Genomic DNA, 22,261 nt, shown 5'->3' with positions numbered 1-22,261 from the left:
TAGGTAATCCCTGCCATTTGTCGAAAGGCGGCCAACCCACCCCGGCATGCCGTTTCGCGCTGAAAGCCGCATAAAAAAAGCCCCCATCGCAGGATGGGGGCTGAAGGCTTACCGGATAAATTTAATCTAGATTAGTCCCGAAACGCATCCGGATAGGTCGTTAAGTCAACGCCCCACAGCATCGGCAGCAGGAAGTAGACCGCGGCCACGATGAGGAACATCGCAATGATGTTCAGCCAGAAGCCGTTACGCACCATCTCGATGATTTTGATTTTGCCGGTGGCGAAAATGATCGCGTTAGGCGGCGTGCCCACGGGCAGCATGAAGGCGCAGTTCGCCGCCATGGCCGCCGGTACCATCAGCACGAACGGGTGAATATTCAGCGCCAGCGCCAGCGACGCCAGTACCGGCAGGATCATGGTGGCCGTGGCCGTGTTGGAGGTGATTTCGGTCAGGAACAGTACCATACCGGTGGCCAGCAGAATCACTAGCAGGAAGTTCACGCCTTCCAGCACGCTCATTTGGCCGCCAATCCAGGAAGCCAGACCCGACGAGCCAAAGCCTGCGGCAATCGCCAAGCCGCCGCCGAACAGCAGCAAGATGCCCCACGGTACGTCTTTGGCCACATCCCACCCCAGCAGGCAGCCGCCTTTGTTGGGAGAAGGAATGAGAAACAGCGCCACGGCAGCGGTAATCGCAATCATGGTGTCGTTAATGCCAGGGATGTTAAGGATTTGGCCTTGCCATAAAAACGACCGAGTGATCCAGAAGAACGCGGCGAACAGGAACACACCGAGTACCGCCTTCTCTTCGAAGGTGATCTTACCCAGCGCCTCTTTCTCTTTACGGATCAGCGCTCGACCGCCCGGCAGTTTGGCGAGCTTGATCGGGTAGATGAAGCGCGTCAGCATCACCCAGCCAATCACCAGCAGCGAAACGACCACCGGGAAAGCGAACATCAGCCACCCCGCGAACGAAATCTCGACGCCAAACAGTTCATTGACGATGGCTGCCAGGATAATGTTCGGCGGCGTGCCAATCAGGGTGCCCAAACCGCCAATGGTGCCGCCATAGCCCACACCAAAAATCAGCGCTTTGCTGAACTTATCGATCTCTTCACTGTGGTCACCTTCGGTTTTATTCAGCTCTTGGGTGACCTGGTAGACAATCGCGGTGCCAATGGGCAGCATCATCATGACGGCGGCGGTGTTGGATACCCACATGGACAAAAAGCCCGTTGCCGCCATGAAACCGAACACGATGCTGTTAATGCTGGTGCCGAGCACGGAGATGATCGACAGCGCAATACGCTTGTGCAGATCCCACTTCTCCATGGCCAAGGCAATCATGAAGCCGCCCAAGAACAGGAAGATGATCGGGTTACCGTAAGCCGCCGTGACGGCGCTACCCTCCAGCGCACCGGTAATGGGCAGCAGTATAATCGGCAGTAGCGAGGTCACGGGAATGGGAATGGCCTCGGTGATCCACCACACCGCCACCCATAAGGTGGTGGCCAACACCATGCGCCCTTCGAAGCTCAGATCGGCCGGGTGGAAAAACAGCACCACCAGGGCAAACAGCAGCGGGCCCAGCACCAGACCGATCGTCTGAGCCCGGTTGTAGGCAGGGGGGTTTGGTGGTTGGCCGCCGGGGCCGTGATCGTCTTGGGCGTCGTGTGACTCTCCGCGCGATGCAGCGCCACCCGCACTCGAGGTCGGCAACGCACACATCAGGAGGTTTTTGACTTGGTCGTGGGAGTGCCAGAGGTGGTCCCACAGCGTCATCGTGGCAGTTCTGCGCATTATAAATGTACCGCTCGCAGTCAGGGGGAACGAAAGGGCTCAGGAGGTGGCTGGCCCGATGGCATGTCTAACCAACGCCACTGGCGTTTTCGGTGCCCTTTATTCACTGCAATAGGCCATTAGTCCAGTCAATTGGCGACGATTACAACCAAAGTCTAACCACTTTAGTCGCAATGTTTAGTCACTACTAACATTAAACGGAACCACCTTTTACGGAGATATCATCGTGTTAGACCGCTTTACCATGCCGATGACCCAGCGCCCGCTTCGCTATCTGGCGCACGCCTTGCATCATCGACACATCACCCCGGATCAGGTCACGCTGGCAGCTTTTATCATTGGCATCTGCGCCCTGCCGCTGCTGGCGTTCGAACAGTATGGGTTGGCACTGGCCGCCATCGTGCTCAATCGTCTAGGAGATGGGGTAGACGGCGCCTTGGCCCGCCTGAGCGGCCAGCAAAGCGATGCAGGGGGCTTTCTGGACATTGGGCTCGACTTTGTCTTTTATGCGGCGGTGGTGCTCGGTTTTGCACTGGCGGACTCGGCGCAAAATGCCCTCCCCGCCGCGCTACTGCTGTTTGCGTTCATTGGTACCGGCACCTCCTTTTTGGCCTTTGCTATTGCCGCCAAAGCCCGCCAAGTAGAGCGCCCCAATTTTCCTAAGAAAGCCTTTTATTATTTAGAGGGCTTGACCGAAGGCACTGAGACGGTTGCCGCCCTGGTACTGTTCTGCCTGTTTCCGAAGGCGTTTCCGCTGCTGGCCAGCCTGTTCGCCGCTGCCTGTCTAATCACCACGGTCACGCGACTATGGGGCGGCTACTGGACACTGCGCGCATGACCCGACGATGACACCATTGTTAACATTTTGTATAGCTTTTATGAACGCCTTCCCCGAGTCGCTGGTCTATGCTGTGAGTATGAGTCAGCCGTGCCTAAGGGGTCTGGAAGACGACACGGCTGCTCTCTTTGAGGGGGATCACCCACATTACCCGAATTGGGGAGGTCAGATGATCCGTCAACATATTTTCAAAGGCACTCAGCCTGGCAGCCGAGAACATCTTGAGAAATATCTTATGGAACAAAAACATAGTCGTGCAAAAGCAAAACAGCTAGACGTAGTGACCGTCGCGACCGTGTCGTTCTTCGCGGGATGCCTGGTCACTTTACTAGCCACCTTCACGTTCTAGCACCCACCGCTTCGTGCCCACAGACAGCGAAATCCCCATGTGAATCGTGGGGATTTTTTTGTCCTGCTTGATTCATGTGAATTTTTGCAGACAGCCGAAACGGGTGATTGATTCTCACCCACCCCTGTATTACTCTCGAAGAGTACAAGACGCGTATAAATAGCGTTTTGATATTTCTGTTGCTCTTGCCGAGCAGCCGTTGGCATTCACAAGGAGTCGTGGCATGCATACTCATTCTCTAGTCGATATCTCACAAGCGGGCTTGAAACTCGCCATTCAAGAAATCAAGGAAGAGATGTTCGATACCCCGCAGTGTGACTACACCATTGCGAAACTGCTGAGCCACTGTGGCCAGTTCGACGCCGCCGAGCGACACATCGACGACATGCTATTGAAGTGGGGAGCTTCCCCGGACGTCGTAGCCCTGACCGAACGCGCCTATGCCGACATGGCGAGCCTAAACGCGCAGCATGCCGCCCACGCGTCCGTTGCAATGTCTCAGCGCCCATCAGCTTTGACCACTTCTAGCGCCGTTGCTTAAGCGCTCAAGCGACCGTGTAACTCTCTATCGCTATAAACGGCTTGCCTCTTTCAAAGTGGCAAGCCGTTTTTATGTTCAGTCCAAATGATCCAGCGTCACGACGATGTCCTGGGTGGAGACGTCTACGTTCCAAAAGGTGTAGCTGTCATCATCCTCGTCGACCAAGCGGATATCGAATAAGGGGCTCTTGTAGCCCGTCAGCGTCACGCGCTGGGTATCCCCATCCATCAACACGTCGCTACCCAGCACGTCTTCCTCCCAGCTTTTCGAATCCGCCGGGCTTACGTACATGTAGTAAATGGTGTAGCCAGTGCGATTGGTGATATCGACGTAGTAGTCGGCAGCCATGACGAGCGACGAGCTACATAGCATCAGCAGTGCCGCTAACAACACTTTCATACGCATGGAACGTTCCTTCTTCTTTTTTTGAGATAGGCGGGGGTGGCACTAAGGCCACGCTGCGGTGATGCCCCGCAGCAAGCGAAGTATAGTCGGGCGCTCACGTCCGCGATAGCGAGTGACGATTTTTGACACACCCACCCAAGAGGGGCTCGCAACTGATAGAATGCTGCCCCTTTCAGGCGCGGTTGCGGTTACCGCCGCATCGCTTCCCTCCCTCTACTACCTGAGAGTCGCGCAATGATTGCCACCGCTAATGCCGTTTTTCGGCCCTTGTTACGGCTGGGACTTATCCCTCAAATCGTGATCGGTATTGTCGCTGGGGTTCTGCTGGCCCTATTCGTCCCTGAGATGGCCAGCCATGTTGCGCTACTGGGCCAGCTATTCATTGCTGCGCTGCAGGCCGTGGCCCCTATCCTGGTCTTCGTACTGGTGGGAGCGGCTATTGCGGCCCACCAAACGGGCCAACCGACCCGTATTCGCTCGGTGCTCGTGCTGTACGTCGCGGGAACGCTGATTGCTGCGTTGATTGCCGTGGCAGCAAGCTTTGCGCTCCCCACGGAGCTGGCCTTGGATGCAGGACAAGTCGATGGCAACCCGCCTAGCGATATTCTGACCGTGCTGCGTGATCTGCTGCTCAACGCGGTCGCCAACCCCGTCACGGCCCTGATGGAAGCCAACTTCATCGCCATTCTGGCCTGGGCAATTGGTTTGGGTTTAACGCTGCGCCAGGCCAGCGACACGACTCGCCAAGCGCTCAGCGATTTATCGGCGGCGGTTACGCGTATTGTCACGCTAGTGATTCGCTTAGCCCCATTAGGTATTTTCGGCTTGGTGGCCGGTACGCTGGCGGAGTCTGGCGTTCAAGCACTGCTGAACTACGCCCAGCTATTGGGGGTGATCGTTGGCTGTATGCTATTTGTGGCGCTAGTGAGTAACCCGCTGCTGGTCTATTTAGCCACCCGCCAAAATCCTTATCCGCTGGTATTCGCCTGCCTACGGGGCAGCGCCATTACGGCGTTTTTCACTCGAAGCTCGGCGGCCAACATCCCGGTCAACTTGGAACTTTGCCGCCGCTTGGACCTGGATGCCGACACCTATGCGATCTCCATTCCGCTGGGCGCCACCATCAATATGTGCGGCGCGGCGATCACGATTACCGTGATCACTCTGGCCACCACGCATACGCTGGGCATTAGCGTCGACTTCCCCACTGCGCTGCTGCTCTGCGTGGTGTCGGCCCTGGCGGCCTGCGGCGTTTCTGGCGTGGCGGGCGGTTCGTTGATGCTGATTCCCATGGCCGCTAGCCTGTTCGGCATTCCCACCGAAGTCGCCATGCAGGCCGTCGCTATTGGCTTCGTGATTAGCGTGATACAAGACTCCACCGAAACAGCGCTCAACTCCTCCACCGACGTGCTGTTTACCGCCGCCGCCTGCCGAGCGCGCAAGCCTACCTAATCACTTCTTTATTGCTTGTCGATTGACAGCCCATTGTTCCTTATATAGAACGTTCTATAAAAGGAACAATGGGCAATCACCATGGACGCGCACTCTCTTGTTACGCTAGGCCAACACCTCCAAGCGCTTCGTAAAACCCAGGGTTTCTCGCTTTCACAGCTTGCCAGCGCGGCAGGCATCGCGAAATCCAACCTATGCCGCTTAGAACAGGGCAACGGTAACCCCACGCTGGACACCATTTGGCGGCTGGCCGTCCAACTCAACGTTCCGTTTGGCACCCTGGTGGCACCTATCAGCGTACCGCTCGGTGAGGATGGCGTGCAGGTACAGTTGATCGACCAGGGTAAGGGCGTGCCACAGGTGGATGCCTACTGGATGCGCTGCGCGCCCAATACGCTGCGCCACGCCGAGGCCCATACCCCGGGCACGCGGGAAACGCTGACGCTCATTAGCGGCTGGCTAGAAGTAGGCCCAGAGGGTGCTACTACGACGCTCACCGCTGGCGAAAGCGTCACGTTTCAGGCCGACCAGCCGCACCTGTACCGTACGCACACTGATGAAGCCACCCTGCTACTCACCGTTACCTACGGCCAAGAAGGCACCCCACCATGAGCCAGCCAGCCGATCACACGGTGCACGCCAACCACTCACCGCTGCGCTCTGCCTTACAGGGCGTGCGTGAAGCAATTCCGCTGTTAGGCGGCTATATTCCGGTCGCGCTCTCGTTTGGTTTGGTCGCGACCCAGGCCGGTTTTACCACTTGGGAAGCGGCCGCCATTTCAGCGCTGATTTACGCGGGTGCCTCGCAGTTTCTGTTCGTGGGCATGATTGCCGCTGGTGCGCCGCTCTGGCTGGTGGTGGCCATGACGCTACTCATCAACGTGCGCCACGTGGTGTACGGCCCCAATTTGGCCGCGCTGCTGCCCCGAAGCCGCCACTGGCCTTGGCTGATGCACGGCCTGACCGATCAAGTCTTTGCTCTGGCGCTCACACGGCTCCCCCAGCTACCGAAGGTCAAACGGTTTAGCTGGTTTGTTGGCGCCTCGCTGCTGGCGTGGGGGGTGTGGATTATCGGCACGGCAGTGGGTGCGACCGGCGGCGAAGCGGTCACCGCCCGCTGGCCGCTACTGGGTGAGATTATGCCCTTCGCCCTCCCCGCGCTGTTTCTCACCATGGTGGCACCGCGCTTTACCGACAAGCGCTGGGCCGCCGCCATGCTGTGTACCATTCTTGCCGCACTGGGGTTGAACCTGGCCGGGTGGAGCAATGTGGCCATTCCTCTCGCAGCCGCCTGCGGCGCGCTGTGCTTCTACACGGTCACGTTCCAACCACGGAGGAGCCGCCCATGAGCAGCGCCATGTGGATCGCCGTCATTATCTGCGCACTCGGCACGCTGCTTATGCGAGTGGTGCCCTTTTTATGGATGCAGCGGCGGTTGGGCAGCGCAACGGGAATGAACGCCATGCCCCAATGGCTGGTGATTCTGGGCCCCATGATGATTGCCGCCGTGTTGGGTGTCTCGATGGTGCCGGTCAACCCCAGCGCTATCTCTTGGTTGGCCACCGCAATTGGCCTGAGCGTTACGCTGTTGGTGTGGCGTCGCCTGCGCTCACTGGGCTGGCCGGTAGCCGCCGGGGTGGCGGTGTTTGGAGCGGTGGAGGTAGCGGCCGCCCTCATTTAAAGAGCACGATCATCGCGCACGTCGATTCAACGGCCCAATCACAATTGATAACTATTTGCATTAATAAGCCTTAACATGGCATCATCACTTTCTGGGTGAGGCGTCATAGCAGCACGTCTGCTTTGCCATATCCCCATGACATCTCAGAAAGTGGGTCTCATGCCGAACGCGACTTCCAACGGCAAAAAAGTGCTGATTAGCGTGCTACTGGGCACCTTTACCGTCAGCCTCAATAACAGCGCTCTTAACCTAGCAGTCGCTGAACTCATGGTGACGTTTAACGCTAGTGCCACCCAAGTTAGTTGGGTGGTGACCATCTTTATGATTGCCATGGCGATGACAATGCCGCTGACGGGCTATTTGGCAGGCAGATGGGGGCGAAAAACGGTTTACCTCTTGGGCCTATGCGGGTTTTTGGCCGGCTCGGGGCTCGGTGCCTTAGCGCAACATCTCAATGGCATTATCGTGGCCCGAGGCGTCCAAGGGATCGCCGCTGGCTTGATGATTCCGCTGTCTCTGTCGTTGATTTTTTCTGCTTACCCCCACGAACAGCGGGGGCGTGCCAGCGGCGTGTGGGGCTTTGCTGTGATGATGGCGCCCGCCATAGGCCCGACGGTGGGAGGCCTGCTGTTGGAGATCAGCCACTGGCGAGCCCTGTTTTTGATGAATATGCCCTTCGCGATCGTAGGGTTGATATGCGGTTACCGTTATTTATCCGCCGACTCGCGGCCGCCTCAACGTCGGTTTGACCTAGCGGGCTTTTGTCTCATCACGTTGGGTAGCGGAGGCGTACTGCTGTCTCTCAATGGCGTGGAAACGCTGTCTGACCTGTTGCGCCCCGCTACCCTCTTGCCGCTTCTCCTGGGCGCCATCGCGTTAACGCTGTTCATACGTGTTGAACGACAGCAGGCCGAGCCGCTGCTTGATCTGTCCCTGTTTAACCATCATCGCTTTCGCTACAGCGTGCTGCTTGCCAGTTTGCAATCGATCATCCTGTTTGGATGCATCTTGTTAATCCCTCTGTGGATGCAAAACACGCTGGGCTTTAGCCCGCTGACGACAGGCCTCGTGTTTCTCGCCACCGCGCTTGCTGCCGCTGCCTGTTCGCCCATCGCAGGCCGTTGGATCGACCGGGCGCCCCCTCAGTGGTGTATCGGTTTAGGCCTGATCGCCACGGTCATCAGCTTGATAGGACTCGGCACGCTGAGCGCGACAACGCCCGTTTGGATCATCGCGGCCTGGATGGGGCTTCGTGGGATGGGACTGGGGTTCGCTTACTTACCGGCGACCACGGTGGGCATGAAAGAGCTTCCTGAACAGCAGGTGGCCCAGGCCTCGGCCATGAACAACATGGCGCGTCGACTCGTCTCCTCACTCGGGGTGGTCGCCCTATCGGTCTACTACGACATGAGTGTACGAGCATCCCTAGACCTGGGCACTTCCTACTCCGAGGCCAGTGCCTCTGCCCTGCATGTGGCCTTTTTTGCCTTGGCGGGTATCGCGCTGGCATGTCTCCCTCTGGCGTGGGTACTGGGTCGCGCCGGTGTTCCACCGGACATGGCGATGCCCTCCTCCTCGAACAGCCCGCCGCAAACGTCGCTTCAAGGAAGAGCCAAATGATCCCTTTTCGAACGCACCGAATGACATGGCGACCTTCATGGGGCAAAACGCTGCTGGGCGTTGCCTTCGTCGTGAGCTTGATAGGCGCTACCTGTGCCGCCCAGCCCCATATGCGCCAAACACCCTCCGATGAACGCATCGTAACGCTTTACCAAGGAGCCACAGATAGCGCCGTCGCCTTGGGGATCACCCCTATTGGCGTGGTGGACTCATGGTTGGAAAAACCCATGTATCGCTATCTGCGCGACGACTTAAACGACGTGCCGCACGTGGGCCTGGAAACACAGCCAAACTTGGAAAAAATCGCCTGGCTGAACCCCGATGTCATCGTGGCTACGGATTTTCGTCATCAGCGGATACAACCGTTACTGACGGCCATCGCCCCCACTGTCACGGCCGATAACGTTTATGACTTCAAAGAGACGCTGACCCTGGTGGCCGATGCCACGGGTCGAGAGGAGGCAGCCAATGCGTTACTGCGCGATTGGGCAACGCGCGTCGACGACTTTCACCGGCAAATAGCAGACGCACTTGGAGACGCGTGGCCGCAAAAAGTCGCGGTGATCCGCTTCAAAAGTGATCACCTGCGCATCTACTCTGGCGGCTTTGCGGGCTATATTCTCGATGAGCTAGGGTTCGAGCAACCCGATACCTTGAACACGCACGGTTGGGGCATGAAGCTTTCCAGCACGGAGAACATCCCTATGTTGGATGCCGATGTCATTTTCGTGCTGCTGGAACCAGACCCCGCCATTCTCGATAACTACCAGCACTGGTCGTCCCACCCTTTGTGGCAGCAGCTAGAGGCCGTTAAACATCAGCGGGTATTCGAGGTGGACCCCGTCAACTGGATGATGGGCGGCGGTATACTCGCCGCCAATGCCATGCTCGATGACCTCTATCGCCACTATGGTCTTGAAGGCCTCGAGCAACGTGATGCGCTTGCTAGCCGCCAGGAGACGCAGGATGCTAGATAACCACATTGCTAAAAGCCTCGGGCTGCTGTTTGGGGTGGTGGTGACCTGCAGCGCATTGTTAACCAGCACGCTATCAGGAACGACCGATATTGCGTGGCACGCGCTGTGGTCGGCCTTACATCACTACGATCCCGGCAATGTCGCACACATCATTCTCATCACCGAGCGTCTTCCTCGAGCGATCATCGCAGCGTTAGTGGGTGCGAGCCTCGCCATTGCCGGAGCTCTGATGCAAACCATCACACGCAACCCGCTGGCCTCACCTAGCCTCTTAGGCATCAATGCGGGGGCCATGTTTTTTGTCGTGGTTGCCGTGTCGCTCCTGCCGCTATCAGCGCCTGCCCACTATGTCTGGGCGGCTCTTCTCGGTGCATCGGTGGCCGCGCTCTTGGTCATTCTGCTAAGTAGGGGCCGACACGGAGAGCTATCGCCGCTGCGTGTCGTACTGGCCGGGGTGGCCGTGACGGCCATGTTCGTCGCCTTCAGCCAGGGGCTACTGGTGATCGATCAGCAAAGCTTCGAAAGCGTGCTCTACTGGCTGGCAGGCTCGGTATCCGGACGAGAACTTGCGCTGGTGGTTCCTTTATTACCGTTATTTGGCGCGGCGCTACTGCTCTGCACCCTGCTGGTCCGACATGCCAATGCACTCTTGTTAGGCGACGACATGGCGACAGGCCTGGGGTTACAGGCCACCACGATCAAACTGCTGCTCGGACTCGTCGTGATCGTGCTGGCGGGCAGCTCCGTAGCCCTATCGGGGATGATCGGGTTTATAGGGTTGATCGTTCCTCATATGGCGAGGGGGCTGTTTGGTATCGATCACCGTTGGCTTTTGCCCGCCTGTGCGCTACTAGGCGCCAGCCTGCTACTGGTGGCAGATGTGGCATCGCGCTTTTTAATTCCTCCCCAGGAGATCCCCGTGGGCGTGATGACCGCTTTACTGGGGACGCCTTTTTTCGTTTATCTGGCGCGACGCAACATGGCTGGCCAATGACATCACATACTTCAAGCTCCTTTATCTCTTCTGAACAGCGCTATGACGATCGGTCGCTGCTCACAGTCGTCGGCTTGGCCATTCTGCTGTTTGCCAGCGCAGGCGTATCGCTGAGCTTGGGTAGCTTTCCTACCTCATTCGCGGACGTTTTAAAGGCGTTAGCAGCGCCGCAGAGTAGCGACATTGCCTTTATCGTTTGGGAGTTGCGTCTACCGAGAATCGTATTGGCTATCTTGGTGGGTGGCGCCTTGGCGATGGCCGGCGCCATTTTGCAGGGTATCGTCCGCAATCCGCTGGCATCTCCTGATGTCATCGGCATGACTAGCGGCGCTGCACTGGCGGCAGTTCTATTTTTGGCGCTATTCAGCAGTACTTTGGGTATTTACTGGCTGCCACTCTTCGCCATGCTGGGCGCCCTGGTATCGGCCTTGCTGGTCTTTGTACTCGCTTGGAAAAGCGGGCTGCACCCGTCGCGTATGGTACTCGTGGGTATTGGTTTGGCCGCGGCCATGGGTGCAGGCACCACGCTATTGATCGTCATTAGCAGCGACGCTGCTGCCATGTCGGCCTACGTCTGGCTCACCGGCAGTCTTTATGCGGCACAGTGGCGGGACGTCAATGGCTTACTGCCGTGGCTGTTGGTGACTACGCCGGTATGCTTGGCCTTCGCTCGCCATGCAGATGCCATGGCGCTGGGGGATCAGGTGGCGGAAGGTCTAGGCGTCGCGGTGATGCGTAGCCGAGTCATCCTACTGGCCTGTGCCGTGGTTTTGGCAGGCGCTGCGGTGGCCTATGCTGGGGCCATCAGTTTCGTGGGCTTAATGGCACCTCATATCGCAGCGAAATGTGTGGGACGCCATATGGCACGTCTCATTCCTGCATCGGCGCTTGTCGGGGCGCTGATCGTCCTGTATGCCGATTTGCTGGGCCGGGTCGCTTTTCTTCCCAAAGATCTGCCCGCAGGTATTTTCGTCGCTGGAATCGGCGCGCCCTTCTTTGTTTACCTCTTGCATCGGGCGCGCCGACATTAAGCCTTAAAAATCCAGCTGATACCCCACCGTGAATGTGCGCCCACGACCGGTGAAGTAGTACTCATCGCTGATGCGAGCGGCTTGAGAGTAATAAGTGAGGTAGTCTTCGTCGGTCAGATTCTCGATACCCAGGGATAGCTGCCCTGCGGGAAGCTGGTAAGCCAGCGAGGCATCCACCAACCCGTAGCCATCGAAGTCGAGCGCCGGGTTATCGACGCTGCGGTCGAAGTAATAGCTACCCTGTAGGCGCGTCGAGAGACGGTCGTTCCATACGGCGCTCCAGCCCAACTTGAGCGTATCGGGCGCGATGTTGATCCCGGTGAGCTTGGTGTCCACGCTGCCATCGCCGTCTTGGTCCGACTTGCCTTCGGTATGGGCATAGGAGAGCGACAGATCATGCTGGTCATTGACCTGCATGTTGCCGGTCACTTCCACCCCTTGGATTTCGGTTTTCTCCCGGCTGCCCACCCACGTACCGTTCTGTTCTGCCAAGCGCTGGCCAAAGTCAGAGTTCGATTCGTAGTAGCTGACTTCCAGGCCGTAACGCTCCCAGTCGAAACGCGCGCCAATTTCCTGGTTATCGGTGACGATGGGCTGCAATTGAAGCAGCGTATCCACATCCTGGCCCGGTTCGCTGATGCCCCGCAGCACGCGGCCAACGTCCGGCATGCCAAAACCTTCCGAGTAGCTGGCATACAGCTGTGCCCACTCCGTGGCCTGGTACGTCAACCCCACGTTGTAGAGCGTTTCATCGAAACTGGGATTGCCGCCCCCTACCGCGACGTTGTCTTGAGTGACGTTGCTACGGTCAATCGTCTCGTAGGCATCCACCTCAAGATCGGCGTGCTCATGGCGAACGCCGGCATGCAGCGTGAGCGGGTCGGCGATCTTGAACTGACCCTGCAAGAACGGCGCAATGTTGCTGTAGCGGCTTTCCGGCACGTAGGTACGCCCGGTCTCTACCAACATTTGGCGGGTTTCATCCTCAAGGATGTCTAACCCCACCGTCACGTCCAGCCGGTCATCCAGCATGCCCTGTCGGTTCAGGGTGAACTTGGCGCCCTGCTTATCCGATTCGTTACGGGTTTGGTCGAACTGGGTATTGCCGTTGCCATCCAGGTAAGGGAAGAACGGTGTGGTGGCAAAGCGCGCCCGGAAGCGCTGGCGATACACCTGGGCATCGACCGCGTTGCCGTACCAATCCGCGTGGGAGTACGCCAAGCGGGCGGTGGTGACTTCATTGAAGCCTGGCGCGCCGTCGGGTGTGCCCCGCTCGGCGCTGGTCGGGATGCCCGCATCGCGGTCGCCCACCACGGGCACGTAGTCGTCGCCCTCTTCCAAATCAAAATGATTAAGCGACAGCTCGATATTTTGATTGTCGTCGATCCAGTAGCCTAACTTGCCGAAAAGGTCGTAACTTTCCGAGTTTTGCAGCTCGCCGGGATAGGCAATGCCCACGCGACGGTCCCCGCCATCGTAAAACACGCCCCGCTCTTGGCGAGTGGCCGAGGCCACGAAATCCCAGTCACCCTGCTGGCCGCTAATGCGATAGTTGAGCTTGTTACCCAGGCCTTCCGAGTGCAGATCGTCGTCAATGGTGACGCTAATGCCCGCGCTTTGGCTAATACCGCCCCCTTCGGCCCGACGGGTGACGAAGTTGATCAAACCGCCGGTGGCTCCCAAACCATGCTCGGCGCTGGCCCCGTGAATCACTTCAATCCGCTCGACCATGGAGAGGTCGATGGTGTAACTGTCACGAGAGCTATCGCGCAGCGGATTGGACTGAGGCACGCCATCGATCAGGAACAGCGCATCGCGCCCGCGCAGCGTCTCCCCGGCGTTGGACAGCTTCTGACGGCTAGGTGAAAAGGAGGGAATCAAGTTGCTCAAGACCTGGCCAGGGTCGTCGGTGATGGCGAGCTGCTGTTCGATCTGCTCACGCGTGATCACTGTCACCCGCTGCGGGGTTTGGCCTTCTTCGCTGCGGCTACGCGTCGCCGTCACGACCATGGTGGGTGATGACTCGTTGAGCGCCTGCCCCACGTCAGTTGCCTCTTGCTGGGCATTGGCCTGAGTGGCTGCCACTAATCCTGCCAAGGTGACCGTTGGCCAGAAAGCGGCGTGTTTCATCGTTTGCATGTCTGCTCCCTTGCGTTGTGTGTAACGTCGTACGAATGAACCCTTGGTGAATTATCACTTTAGCGGCCGCTGAAATGCTAACTCGGATCTAAATGATAATGATTATATTATGCACAAAGAAACAGGCAGGTCTACCGTTGCGAACGCACCGTTCGAACGTCCGCAATGACACAGAACAGGCAGCCACAAGAACAACATTGAAAATGAGAATATTTTGCCTTAGGGTGCTGACTGCCCTAATTCCGTGACTGAGCTTGCCTGAGCCTACCTTATGCCCGCCTATTCCCACCCTGCATCACGACTCACCGCTGACGGCCTGCACGCTGGCTACGACACCAAGCGCATCCTGCAAGGGGTGGATATGGCTGTGGCAGAAGGCCAACTCACCGTGCTGCTAGGGCCCAATGGCAGCGGCAAATCGACCCTGCTGAAAACGCTGGCGCGCACGCTGACGCCTAACGGCGGGCATGTCTATCTCGATGGCAAGGACATTCATCGCAGCAACACCCGGGAGGTCGCCCAGCGGTTAGGCATTTTGCCGCAAGGCCCCATCGCCCCCGAGGGGTTGAGCGTAAAACAGCTGGTGGGGATGGGACGCTTTCCCCACCAAGGGTTTTGGAAAAAAGATCCGCAGCAGGATGCCAACGCCATCGCCGAAGCCATGGCCTATATGCACGTGACCGAGTTTGCCGACCGAGATGTGGAAGCGCTCTCTGGCGGCCAGCGCCAGCGCTGCTGGATCGCGATGGTGCTCGCCCAGCAGACCGATTTAATTTTGCTGGATGAACCCACCACCTTTTTAGATTTGAAGGTGCAGGTAGACCTGCTGGCACTGCTTTCTCGGCTGGCCCACGACCATGGCCGCACACTGCTGCTGGTACTGCACGACTTGAACCTCGCCGCCGCCTACGCCGACCATCTAGTGATGATGCGCGACGGACAAATCGTCACCAGCGGCGCGCCAAACGACGTGTTCACCGCGGCCAACCTAAAGCGCGTCTTCGACCTAGATGCGCATATTCTGCGCGACCCCGCTAGCGGCAGCCCAGTGTGCGTGCCCTTCACCTCGGCGACGTTACAGGCAGCTCTATGAACCATACCTTCTGCGCAGATTTAAGCCGTGAACAGCACGATCCGCTGGCCGGTAGCGCCGCCCATGCCGAGCGTAACTTACTGCTCAGTTGGCCGCGCTCAAAGTGGCAGCGCAAACTGCGCCACGCCAGCGATATGAGCGATTCATTAAAGCAAACGCTGGATACACTGGCCGACGATGGCCTGCGCATCAACCTGATCCAACAGCCGGGCATGGAAAAGTACCAACATCAGATCTTTCTGATGCCGGAGCGGCGTTGTTTTCGGGTAGCACGATGGGAGTTAGAGACGTTTTTCAGTGCGTTTCAAAGCGGTACCAGCCTTAGCCAGTGGGAGCAGCCGCCGCTGCTAGAGGACCTCGTGCTCTGCTGCACCCACGGCACTAAAGATAAATGCTGCGCCAAGTACGGTTATCGCACCTTCAAGGCGCTAGCCAGCACGGTGGCGGAGCACCCGCTGCCGTTCGAAGTGTGGGAGAGCAGCCACCTCGGCGGCTGCCGACTCGCTGCCAGCGTGATCATACTGCCCAATGTGCGCAAATATGGGCGTATCACGCCAGAACAGGCCCTGCCTTTCTTACAGGCGGAAGCCCACCAGCAGCGCTACTTACCCGGCTATCGCGGCGGCTCGCAATCAACCCCCGCACAACAAAGCGCTGAAATCGCTGCGTTAACACACCTCAGCACAGATACCGCACAGCCAACGTTGGCTCTGATCAGCGATCACGGCGATGACCAAACACGAGAGATACGCTTTCAGTGGCAGCTCGACCAGCAACAGGGGGAGCTGACCGTGCACTGCCAAGCCACCACGCTATGGCGGGTAGACACCTGTGCCGACCTTGAGCAAGGCCCCACCGAAAGCATCGTATGGCACGCGATGGTGAATGGGTAATACATAGACGAACAACAACGCCCGGCTTAAAGCCGGGCGTTGTGGGTTAAAGCTGAGTGCGAGTGATCGCTCTTACCAGCGGTATTTCACGCTGCCGATAATGCTGCGAGATTCGCCGTAGTAGCACCAGTACTCACAGCTGGCCACATACTCTTCATCAGTCAGATTATTGACGTTTACCTGAGCCTGCCAGCCATCGGCAAACTCATAACCGACCATGGCATCCGCCACCATATAACTATCGACGGCGGTATTGTCCGCAACGCTCGTGTCCACCGTACTGCCCACGTAGCGTACACCAGCACCCAAACTCACGCCTTGCAAGGCCCCATTGGTAAAGGCGTAATCCAGCCAAGTAGACGCTTGATGGCGCGGAATTAATGGCGCGCGCTGATCATCTTCCAAGCGTGAATCCGTGTAGGTATAGGCAGCCGTCACTTTTAACGCATCGGTGAGGTAACCCACGCCCTCCAGCTCAAACCCTTGAGAAGTACGCTCGCCTTCCTGAACCTGGAACCCGGCAGGAGAACTCACGAGCGTATTGTTCTCTTTCAGGTCGAACACGGCAACCGTCACGTAGCCATCCCAGCCAAACGGCGCGATTTTGATACCGGCTTCCCACTGCTCGCCTTCACGGGGCTCGTACAGATCGCCCGCGTCATCCACACGCCCCACCGGATCGAACGACTCGGTGTAGCTGATATACGGGTTGATCCCTTGGTCACTCAGGTACATCGCGCCGCCCGACCAAGAGACTTGGTCATCATCGGAGCGCTGCGTGACACCGGATGTCAGGTTGCTGTTTTCGGTTTCGGCTTGGTCAACGCGCACGCCGCCAAGCAGCACCCAGCGGTCATCAATACGAAGTTGGTTTTGAGCATACAAACCGGTCTGCTCTTTATCGATCTCGCGGCTCAGCAAGTCATCCGCGCCCACCGGCGTAAAGTTGCCGTAGGTGGGGTCGAACACGTCGATAGGATCACCAAATGGGAACGGGTCGGCTTCTTGCCCACTCACCCCCAGGTTCTGATAATCGACACCCAGCAACAGCGTGTTTTCGGTGCGGTCCGTGTACCAGTTACCCACCATGCGGTTATCGACCGTCCAGCTGTCGATAGAACCATCGCGATAGACATGGCCACGCGTTGCCCGACGGGCGTCCGACATGAAGAACGCATAGGTGCTGCGTAGCTCCAGGTCTAGCTCGCTGTAGCGTAAATCTTGTTCAAACCGCCACGTATCATTGAGGTCATGGCGCAGCTCGTAACCCAGCGCCCACTGCGTGCGGTTATCACGGTCGTAGCCCGGCTCGCTGAGGTTGGTTTGCGGGTCGACGCGGCCGAACGGCGTATCTTGCACGGTGCCGTAGGGCAGCTTGAACGGGTTGACCGGCACGCCATCGTCTTTTTGCACGCTGGCCAAGAAGGTCACGCTCGTATCGTCGCTCATATCGACGGCGAGGCTAGGCGCGAAGTAATAGCGCTCATTATCCGTGTGGTCGAGATCGCCATCGCGCTCTTTGTACACGCCCACCAACCGATAGCGAACGTCACCAGACTCCCCCAACGGCCCGCTGGTATCGACCCCCACTTGGCGATGATTACGGTTGCCCAGTTGGAAATTCACCTCGCCCTGCGGTGTTTCCGTAGGACGTTTGCTCACCGCATTGATCAAACCACCGGGAGGCGCCTCGCCGTAAAGAATCGAGGAAGGCCCTTTGAATACTTCGACTTGCTCAAGGCCATACGGCTCGGGTAGCCACTGGTAAAAGCCTTCACGGTAAATGCGCAACCCGTCCTGATAAGTGGACTGATCAAAACCACGCACCTTGAACCAATCCGTATTGTTGTCACTGCCAAAATGGCCTGATAGCACACCGGCACGATAGCGGAAGGTTTCATCCAACTGCTGCACGTTACGGGTTTCCAACTCTTCCCGATCAACGCTAGAGACCGGGCGCGGCGTCTCCACCAACGGCGTATTGACCTTCAACGCGGTCGCGGTGACTACGGTGGTACCGGTGTTAATGGTTTCTTCTTGGGCAAGCGCAGCCAGCGGCGCAGCGAACAGCATTCCACCGAGCGACATCAGCAGTGAACGACGAACGGCAGCAGGCAACGGCGCGACGGAAAGCGGGAGAGTTTTGCGGAGCATGAGGAAGTCTCAACGGGTATGAGGAGAAGTATCGTTATAGTAAGGCGAATGATACGGATTTTTATTCACAACCACAATCACTCGGGTAGGGCAAGGGGTTGCGGTGGAACGGGGTGTTCGAGGGGGATCATCGGTGGAAAAGCCCACAGAGAGACATGAGGCTTTGAGAAATAGAGAATATGTCAAAGGAGCCGTTTACTGACGTTGGTCAGCGGCTTGAAGGATGGTGATATAGGAGGAAGGACTAGGAAATGGTGGGCGCAGTAGGACTTGAACCTACGACCAAGGGATTATGGGTCGCTTACAAAGCGTCTAATAATCGCCTTTGGTCGTTTTTTCAATAATTTTCCATTTCGCCTTTAACAGCCTGTTTTGTACACAAAGTACGCCAAAACCTGGACACATATATTAAACCTTTAAGATCAACTCACCTCTTTTAAGTTATCGTTCCAAATACTAAAGCATGTCACTATATCTGGATATTTATATTCTTCGTTAATGGGATTAGACAACTCTGGCAAAACCTTTGCATTTCTTCTATCAATAGAAGAATTGTATATTGAAAGTAAAAATCCATAAAAAAGCTTACCATCGTAGCTTATTTCTGCCGCACTTGGCATCTTAATATCACTCGTCGATTTTAAGCTTGAAGGTGCACCGTATCCTTTCACTAACAATGAGCACACCATTTTTACGGCTTTAATCCCTCCTGCTGCTATCATCCCCGAACCTAAATTCAAAACATTCATTGAATAAATACTTAAAAAGGTATTGCTCACTAATCCACATGCCAGCAATGCCTCACTAAACCCCTCTTTATCTTGCACATTATAACTTATATAAGCGGTGAGACATTTATCAACAAATCTATCAACCTCTCTAAAACCCAAGCTATGCTTTAAAGTTAAAAAAGCACAAAAATTAGCCACGTGATGACTTAACCCATAAGCTTCAATCTCGTTAAAGCTTCTTTTAGCCACATGATATGCGTAATCAGCATGGGGCGAATTGCCTTCAACCTCAGTTAAAATTTCTGGCTTTAAATAAATTGTAAAATCTAAAAACTTCTCTAAATATGATTCTGAATTCTTTGCAATGCCGTAAGTATGAGATATTGATTCTAAAACCTGCTCTTTATGCATTGAAAGTATGAAGTGAATACCTTCAATATTAAATATGTGCTTAATCTTTTCAATTATCTCGAGTGCAAAAGATGGCCTACACCTGTCTAACTCATCAATTATTACAACAATTTTTTTGCCTTCATTTCCGATTACTATTTTCTTCAACTCTCTTTTAATACCTACAATAGATTTTTCTGCATATAAATAATTATTTATTCTTTGCTCCATATGATTTTTTAGTTTATCACTCGCTTCATCTACGCCTGGGATACCTTTGAGACTACTCAAAGTTAAAGCATAGTCTAGCCCTTTGCCCATTAGTGGAGCTGCGTGTTTTGCGACTGTTTTGATATATCTTTCTTTTTTAGAAACTGGTACAGCTTTAGAAAATTCAGATAATAGTAAGACCAATGGGTCTTCACTATGATCATGCTCAAATGCATTAAACTTAATGCACTCTAACTCATCTCTTGAAAGCTCAATAATTTTTTTGCAAAAGTATGATTTACCCGTTCCCCACTTACCATCTACACATACCACCTTGTTTTTTTCCAGCTTTCTTAGCACCCTTATTAAACCATTGCATTTATTTTCATTATAAAAAACTTCGCTTTCCATACTCGCCTCTTAAACTAAGCTATCTATTTTCTAAATATTCTTCATAGCTTTATCGCTTTGATGTCTTTTTTCATTTTTTCAAAAGCTTATTGCTAGCCCATATATAAAAAATGGCCACCCCTCGAACAGCATCGCCATTTTTATAATCTGGTGAAATGCTTCTCTCGCTTCATTCACAACGGCTTACTCCCATGCCCCTTTATCCACAACGCCGTCCTCCCTGAAACCATTTATCAACAACTCTTTTTGCTAGTTAGCATCCGTTTTCTTGAGGTCAGCTCTAGCTTTTTCTATTTGTGGGCTGATTTGACCTGCTTCTTCATTTACCTGATCAGTCATTAGCCACAGAGAATACTGAGGCCATCTTTTACAATTTTTTTGAGCAAAGCAAGTCATAGAGAACGTACCTTTTTGCACGATTACTTCGATGGTTTTGATCGCTCCGCTGGTCTTGTCTGGCCGCTGCTGCCAACCTTGCGCACTCCCCTTGTCTTTTGTAGCTTGGCTGGTAGACAAGCCGCACTATCAGTACAACTGCTACCGTGAATACGATAACTGTGGCATGCGCGGATACCGTACACCATCACTCTCAAAGTCGCCTTTGCTTAAGACATAATTCAGAGCCTACCACCATCAACGCTGGCCGTCATGCCACGATCCAATCCATATTCAATGGCACGGTACTCAAAGTGAGACTAAGCAAGCTTGTCTGTGATTACGTCTCGGTAGGAAGGCAACCACCCCGGTAGTCGATCCAATGGCAGGCCGCCCATCATCGGTTTATAATGATCACAATTTCTTTTACTTTATAAACCGCATTCTTCAACCTGAACAGGAGGGCTGACCATGATAGGGGAGCGACTATTGCGTGCACGCAAGGCTGCGGGTCTCTCCATGCAGGCCCTGGCAGATCAGGTGGGCGTGAGTGCCACCATGATCAACAAGTACGAGAAAGGAAAAAGCACGCCTGGCTCCAAGGCATTGATTCAGCTATCAAAAGCGCTCGGGGTACGCAGTGAGTATTTCTTTCGGCCAGTACAGGTGCAGTTGGAAGGTGTCGAGTACCGTAAGCGGGCTTCTACCCCCCAAAAGCTGCTAAACCGCATTGAGGCGGACGTTCTAGATCAAGCTGAGCGCTGGCAGATCCTGGCCGACCTGTACCCTCATTTTCCGCTGCCAGACTTTACACAGCCTCTGGGGCTACCGGCCAATGTAGCGTCTCTCGATGAGGTAGACGCGGTGGCTTATGGCGTTCGTGATGCCTGGGCGTTGGGACGCAACCCAATTCCAGATTTGATCGATGTATTAGAGGCGCGAGGCATCCTGGTGATTCTTACCGGGGTAGACGACCTGAATAAATTTGATGGCCTTCAGGCTTCCGTGGCGGGTAAGCCGTTTATTGTCGTTTCAAGCCATTGGCCGGGCGACCGCCAGCGCTTCACGCTAGCCCATGAGTTAGGGCATCTCATACTGCATGGGCGGCTTGGGGCAGGTGTTGACGAAGAGAAGGCTTGTAACCGCTTTGCCTCTGCCTTTCTGCTTCCCGAAAGCGGCCTGCGACAACAGTTTGGCGAGCAGCGACATAATCTGGAAGCGCGAGAGCTGTATCTACTGAAACATGAGTACGGCATTAGCATGGCAGCTTGCCTTTATCGGGCTGCTGACCTGGGTATTATCGATGAGGGATTGCGCAAACGTGCCTTCATTCGTTTTCGTCAGAAAGGCTGGCACAAGGAAGAACCAGGCGAGCCTTATCCTGCGGAAGAAAGCCAATTGTTTTCCCAGTTGGTTTATCGTGCCCTTGGCGAGGAAATTATCAGCGAATCTAAGGCGGCTGAATTACTCAAAATGCCTTTGATGCAGTTCCATCGTGAGCGCAATCTGGAGCCCCTCGATGCTGTTGTTGGTCAGTGACGCCAATATCCTGATCGACATTGAAGAGGGCCAGCTTCTGGATGTGCTTTTCCAGCTACCCTACCAGTTCGTGACGCCGGATATTCTCTACTACGAAGAACTAGATGATCAGCATGGGCATTTGCTGGAATTGGGGTTGCAGATCATGGAGCTATCGCCTAGCTCCATTAATTACGTCGGCGACCTAGTCACCCGCTACCGAGGCCCCAGCACGAACGACTGCTTTGCCCTCGCGCTGGCCTGCCAAGAGCAATGCCCGCTGCTGACAGGCGATCAAGCACTCCGCAATGCAGCAATTGAAGAAAAAATGGAAGTAATGGGTACGCTATGGCTTGTCGAGGAACTGGTAAGACAAGGCCTGATCAGCGTTGAGCAAGCTCATCAGGCTTATGACGCCATGAAGACCGCTGGGCGACGATTGCCCTGGGCAACCGCTAAAGCAAGATTGGCGGAACATAAACAATAAACAGATAAAACCAGCGGCGGGGAGCCAACGACTAAGGGACTCATAATCCCCTGCTTTGAAGAAATATTTAGAAGAAGCATTTAGAAATGGTGGGCCCAGTAGGACTTGAACCTACGACCAAGGGATTATGAGTCCCCTGCTCTAACCAACTGAGCTATAGGCCCGAAAAG

General features: G+C 55.5%; 20 protein-coding genes and 1 tRNA gene. 14 read left to right on the top strand and 7 right to left on the bottom strand.

All coding sequences use genetic code 11. The features are described 5' to 3' along the window. Positions 1-131: 131 nt before the first annotated feature. Positions 132-1,784, bottom strand: coding sequence for a DASS family sodium-coupled anion symporter (locus QIT27_RS04615; RefSeq protein ID WP_502875189.1), 1,653 nt, complete (start codon positions 1,782-1,784; stop codon positions 132-134). A gap of 244 nt (positions 1,785-2,028) precedes the next feature. On the opposite strand from QIT27_RS04615, the gene QIT27_RS04610 reads away from it, so the two are divergent. Together QIT27_RS04610 and QIT27_RS04605 are read left to right on the top strand one after the other, a co-directional pair. Further along, positions 2,029-2,640, top strand: coding sequence for a CDP-alcohol phosphatidyltransferase family protein (locus QIT27_RS04610; RefSeq protein WP_159342917.1), 612 nt, complete (start codon positions 2,029-2,031; stop codon positions 2,638-2,640). Positions 2,641-3,212: 572 nt separating this feature from the next. Next, a complete protein-coding gene (locus QIT27_RS04605) occupies positions 3,213-3,530 on the top strand; it encodes a hypothetical protein (protein ID WP_159342918.1) in 318 nt (105 codons plus the stop codon). A gap of 75 nt (positions 3,531-3,605) precedes the next feature. Here the strand turns inward: QIT27_RS04605 and QIT27_RS04600 are convergent, their stop codons facing one another. Beyond that, a complete protein-coding gene (locus QIT27_RS04600; RefSeq protein WP_253017845.1) occupies positions 3,606-3,935 on the bottom strand; it encodes a hypothetical protein in 330 nt (109 codons plus the stop codon). Positions 3,936-4,169: 234 nt separating this feature from the next. Here QIT27_RS04600 and sstT point away from each other — a divergent pair, with 234 nt between their 5' ends. The 8 genes from sstT to QIT27_RS04560 all read left to right on the top strand — a co-directional run bounded on the left by sstT (position 4,170) and on the right by QIT27_RS04560 (position 11,690). Continuing rightward, positions 4,170-5,387 carry a serine/threonine transporter SstT gene (sstT, locus tag QIT27_RS04595; protein WP_285263035.1) on the top strand — a complete coding sequence of 406 codons (1,218 nt, stop codon included), beginning with the start codon at positions 4,170-4,172 and terminating at the stop codon, positions 5,385-5,387. Positions 5,388-5,468: 81 nt separating this feature from the next. After that, positions 5,469-5,999, top strand: a complete 531-nt coding sequence (locus tag QIT27_RS04590) for a helix-turn-helix domain-containing protein (protein WP_285263034.1) — start codon at positions 5,469-5,471, stop codon at positions 5,997-5,999. After that, the gene (locus QIT27_RS04585; RefSeq protein ID WP_285263033.1) at positions 5,996-6,736 is read left to right on the top strand and encodes an AzlC family ABC transporter permease; all 741 of its coding nucleotides are present in this window, start codon (positions 5,996-5,998) and stop codon (positions 6,734-6,736) included. Before QIT27_RS04590 ends, QIT27_RS04585 begins: the two co-directional genes overlap by 4 nt. Further along, positions 6,733-7,068, top strand: a complete 336-nt coding sequence (locus tag QIT27_RS04580; RefSeq protein ID WP_285263032.1) for an AzlD domain-containing protein — start codon at positions 6,733-6,735, stop codon at positions 7,066-7,068. Before QIT27_RS04585 ends, QIT27_RS04580 begins: the two co-directional genes overlap by 4 nt. Positions 7,069-7,227: 159 nt before the next feature. Beyond that, positions 7,228-8,688, top strand: coding sequence for a DHA2 family efflux MFS transporter permease subunit (locus tag QIT27_RS04575; protein ID WP_285263031.1), 1,461 nt, complete (start codon positions 7,228-7,230; stop codon positions 8,686-8,688). Further along, on the top strand, positions 8,685-9,665 hold the full coding sequence (locus tag QIT27_RS04570) for an ABC transporter substrate-binding protein (protein ID WP_285263030.1): 981 nt from the start codon (positions 8,685-8,687) through the stop codon (positions 9,663-9,665). Before QIT27_RS04575 ends, QIT27_RS04570 begins: the two co-directional genes overlap by 4 nt. Further along, on the top strand, positions 9,655-10,659 hold the full coding sequence (locus QIT27_RS04565; protein WP_285263029.1) for a FecCD family ABC transporter permease: 1,005 nt from the start codon (positions 9,655-9,657) through the stop codon (positions 10,657-10,659). The genes QIT27_RS04570 and QIT27_RS04565 overlap by 11 nt, the downstream gene beginning before the upstream one ends. Continuing rightward, entirely contained in the window at positions 10,656-11,690 is a 1,035-nt protein-coding gene (locus tag QIT27_RS04560) for a FecCD family ABC transporter permease (protein WP_285263028.1), read from the top strand. The genes QIT27_RS04565 and QIT27_RS04560 overlap by 4 nt, the downstream gene beginning before the upstream one ends. A 3-nt stretch (positions 11,691-11,693) precedes the next feature. On the opposite strand, the gene QIT27_RS04555 is transcribed toward QIT27_RS04560, so the two are convergent. Then, a complete protein-coding gene (locus tag QIT27_RS04555) occupies positions 11,694-13,820 on the bottom strand; it encodes a TonB-dependent receptor (RefSeq protein ID WP_502875188.1) in 2,127 nt (708 codons plus the stop codon). Between the two features lie 280 nt (positions 13,821-14,100). Here QIT27_RS04555 and QIT27_RS04550 point away from each other — a divergent pair, with 280 nt between their 5' ends. Both QIT27_RS04550 and QIT27_RS04545 read left to right on the top strand, forming a co-directional pair. Next, a complete protein-coding gene (locus tag QIT27_RS04550; protein ID WP_253017829.1) occupies positions 14,101-14,922 on the top strand; it encodes an ABC transporter ATP-binding protein in 822 nt (273 codons plus the stop codon). Then, the gene (locus QIT27_RS04545; protein ID WP_285263026.1) at positions 14,919-15,815 is read left to right on the top strand and encodes a ferredoxin family protein; all 897 of its coding nucleotides are present in this window, start codon (positions 14,919-14,921) and stop codon (positions 15,813-15,815) included. Before QIT27_RS04550 ends, QIT27_RS04545 begins: the two co-directional genes overlap by 4 nt. Positions 15,816-15,887: 72 nt before the next feature. On the opposite strand, the gene QIT27_RS04540 is transcribed toward QIT27_RS04545, so the two are convergent. From QIT27_RS04540 to QIT27_RS04530, 3 genes are all read right to left on the bottom strand, one after another. After that, the gene (locus tag QIT27_RS04540) at positions 15,888-17,969 is read right to left on the bottom strand and encodes a TonB-dependent siderophore receptor (protein WP_285263025.1); all 2,082 of its coding nucleotides are present in this window, start codon (positions 17,967-17,969) and stop codon (positions 15,888-15,890) included. A gap of 422 nt (positions 17,970-18,391) precedes the next feature. Beyond that, positions 18,392-19,711, bottom strand: a complete 1,320-nt coding sequence (locus QIT27_RS04535) for a KAP family P-loop NTPase fold protein (protein WP_285263024.1) — start codon at positions 19,709-19,711, stop codon at positions 18,392-18,394. 249 nt (positions 19,712-19,960) lie between these two features. Then, entirely contained in the window at positions 19,961-20,227 is a 267-nt protein-coding gene (locus tag QIT27_RS04530; RefSeq protein WP_285263023.1) for a hypothetical protein, read from the bottom strand. Between the two features lie 348 nt (positions 20,228-20,575). Between QIT27_RS04530 and QIT27_RS04525 the strand changes: the two genes are divergently transcribed. Together QIT27_RS04525 and QIT27_RS04520 are read left to right on the top strand one after the other, a co-directional pair. Further along, a complete protein-coding gene (locus QIT27_RS04525) occupies positions 20,576-21,625 on the top strand; it encodes a helix-turn-helix domain-containing protein (RefSeq protein WP_285263022.1) in 1,050 nt (349 codons plus the stop codon). Next, complete coding sequence (locus QIT27_RS04520; RefSeq protein WP_285263021.1) at positions 21,606-22,091, top strand: PIN domain-containing protein; 486 nt, start codon at positions 21,606-21,608, stop codon at positions 22,089-22,091. The genes QIT27_RS04525 and QIT27_RS04520 overlap by 20 nt, the downstream gene beginning before the upstream one ends. 87 nt (positions 22,092-22,178) lie before the next feature. Here the strand turns inward: QIT27_RS04520 and QIT27_RS04515 are convergent. After that, positions 22,179-22,255 (bottom strand) — tRNA-Ile (locus QIT27_RS04515). Positions 22,256-22,261 lie beyond the last annotated feature (6 nt).

This window comes from Halomonas sp. LC1 (assembly GCF_030247125.1).
Taxonomy (GTDB): domain Bacteria; phylum Pseudomonadota; class Gammaproteobacteria; order Pseudomonadales; family Halomonadaceae; genus Vreelandella.
The sequence above is the reverse complement of the archived record's forward strand: the minus strand, read 5'-3'. Positions and strand labels throughout refer to the sequence as shown.